Here is a 2723-nt window from a genome sequence, read left to right as displayed (position 1 = left end):
TGTGGACGGTCAGGAATTTCTCCAGGTGGGCGGCCAGCCTGATCCAGGCTGGCGGCCATGAAATCTCCAGGTAGACGGACACGTAAAGTCCAGGTGGACGGTCAGGTGAGAGGGACGACACCCTTTCCGGCGAGTGCTTCGGCCAGGCGATGGGATTCACCGCTGGTCTCGACCATGTGGGCGTGGTGCATGAGCCGGTCGACGGTGGCGGTGGCCATGGTCTTGGGCATGATCGTGTCGAAGCCGGAGGGATGGATGTTGCTGGTGACAGCCAGGCTGCGGCGTTCGTAGGCGGCGTCCACCAGCCGGTAGAACGCCTCAGCGGTCTCGTGGCCGACCGGGAGCAAGCCGATGTCGTCGATCACGATGATGTCGGAGCGGCAGATCTTGGCGATGGTCCGGGCGATGCTGCCGTCGACGTGGGCCCGGCCGATGGTGACGGCCAGGGTTTCCAGGGTGAACCAGGACACGCGCAGGTCGGCGTCGATGGCCTGGTGACAGAGCGCTTCCATGAAGTGGCTCTTGCCGGTGCCGGACGGGCCGGAGATCACACAGTTCTCGCGGCGGCTGACCCATTCCAGGGTGCGCAGGGCGTTCTGGGTGGCCTGCGGGATGGACGACAGTTCGCTCTTCCAGGAGCCGAAGGTCTTGCCGTTGGGCATGCCGGCGCTCTTACGGCGGCTGCGCCGGGTGGCGTTGTCCCGGCCGACGACCTCTTCGGCGAGCAGCACCCGCACCACTTCGGCGGGATCCCAGCGTTGAGCGCGGGCGGTGGCCAGCACGTCGGGTGCGGCTTTGCGGGCGTAGGGGAAGCGCATCCGGGTGAACAGGACTTCCAGTTCGGCCGGGATGGGTGGCGCCTTGGGCAGCGAAACGCTCATGTGTAGTCTCCGAGTGTTGGTGTGATGGTCGGGCCGCCGAATCGGCATGGTGGTTGATGTCGGCGGCCTGATCGGTTCCTGGTCAGTCCCTGTTGTCGCGGTTTTGAGGTGTTGCTCGGATGGCGGCCCAGGAGGCGGTGCCGGGCTGGGCGGAGTGGTTTTCATCGGCCCTGGATGTGGGGCCGATGGTCGAGCTGCGGGCCAGGTGGTCGCAGATGGACGCCAGATCGCCGTCGCCGAAGCGGCCGTGGATGGCGGCCAGGCCGAGCGCGGCGTCGACACGTTCGACGCCGACCAGCGAGGCGAGTTCGATCGCGCGGGCCATCTTGGCGCGGATGCGGGCCACGCCGGTGGCCGCGGCTTCGATCAGCCAGGCCTCGGCGCCCGGGCCGATGGCCAGGAAGCGCTCTTCGGCCTTGGTCTGCGGGCGCGGTCTGGGCTGACGCGGCCCGTTGCCGCCGGGATGGTCGGGATAGTGCGCCTCGACGATGCGGGGCCGGCCCGGGGTCGACAGCTGGTGCCGCCAGAGTTCGGCCAGGCCTGCGCCGCCGATCTGCTGGCCCGGCCCGTCGTGTGCTCGCCGGCCGACGATGACCAGTTCGTCGCCGTGGACTCGGCACCAGACCTTGCGGCCCTCGTGGCCGGGCGGCACCGAGTAGCGGACATCGCCCCAGCGGATGGTGCGGTCCTCGCCGACCAGGCGTTCCTCGCCGAGCGCGAGCGCGTAGGGTTCGGCGGGCAGCGGGTGCAGGTGAGCGCGTTCTTCTTCGAGCATGTGGATGGGCGGGCGGTGGGTGGCCCGGTGCGAGCGGTGGTTGATCTGCTCGGTCCAGCCGGCGCAGGCGTCCTCCAACTCGGCGAAGCTGCCGTAGCTGGAGCGCAGGTTCGTGGTGGTGGGCACCAGGTCGGCTTTGGCGATCTTCACGGTGTTCTCCACGCCGCCCTTGGATTCGGGGTCGAACGGCTCGCAGGTGTGCACTACGCATCCGTAGTGGCGGCCGAGCTCGACCATCTGCGGGTGCCGGACCGGGATCTTGGCGATGTGCTCGACGGTGACCGTGCGGGGGTTGTCGGTCAGCAGATAGGTGGGCGCTCCGCCGATGGTCCGCAGCGCCGCGTCCAGGCAGGCGGTCAGCGAACCGAGCGTCTGGTCCCAGGCCGGCAGCACCACCCGGTACTTCGACCAGGCCAGCCAGGCGCAGAACAGCTGGGTACGGCGTCCGGCGATGCGTGGCCCTTCGCCCCAGTCCCACTGCAGCCACATGCCCGGCTCGGGAACCCATGGCCGGTAGACGCGCCGCCGGCCGGTCCGCCACGATTCCTTGATCGCCGCCACGGCTCGCCGGGTGGTCCGCTCCGAGCCGCGAAAGCCCATCGCCACCAGGTCTTTGTGCACCACGTCGGCGCGGACCTTGCCGCCCGAGCGCTCTATCTTTTCCTCGATCTTGGCCAGGAACGCGTCGATCGACCGGGCCCGCGAGGTTCGCTCCGGTGGGACGCCGCCCGTATCGCGCATCGTGACGTAGCGCTGCACCGTCTTGGGGTCACACCCGGCCAGTTGCGCCGCTGACCAGGCACATCCGGTCAGATCGTAGGCGCTGAAGATCTCCATCAACTCCGCGTCGGACTTGGTCACAAGGTTCCTCCCGGTCGAAACGGCTGGTTACCTCGTCTGCCACTCCAACCGGGTGAGGCGTCGCTGTGCGCCCGGGACACACGAGCAAGATCAAGAGATTACGTGGCCATCGACCAGGATTTCCGATGTCCGTCTACCGGGACCCTTCTGGCCATCTACCTGGAGTCACCTGTCCGCCGACCTGGAGTTTTAGATGGCCGCATACA

The 2723-nt window shown here is 68.2% G+C and carries 2 protein-coding genes; both read right to left on the bottom strand.

All coding sequences use genetic code 11. The annotated features are described in order from the left end of the window. Positions 1-101 precede the first annotated feature (101 nt). Positions 102-881, bottom strand: a complete 780-nt coding sequence (gene istB / locus ABD999_RS43695; RefSeq protein ID WP_219552653.1) for an IS21-like element helper ATPase IstB — start codon at positions 879-881, stop codon at positions 102-104. Between the two features lie 82 nt (positions 882-963). Further along, positions 964-2493, bottom strand: coding sequence for an IS21 family transposase (gene istA, locus ABD999_RS43690; protein ID WP_219552655.1), 1530 nt, complete (start codon positions 2491-2493; stop codon positions 964-966). Positions 2494-2723: the final 230 nt, after the last annotated feature.

The sequence above is a fragment of the Nonomuraea ferruginea genome (genome assembly GCF_039540635.1).
GTDB lineage: Bacteria > Actinomycetota > Actinomycetes > Streptosporangiales > Streptosporangiaceae > Nonomuraea > Nonomuraea ferruginea.
This window is presented reverse-complemented; position numbering and strand designations above follow the sequence as displayed.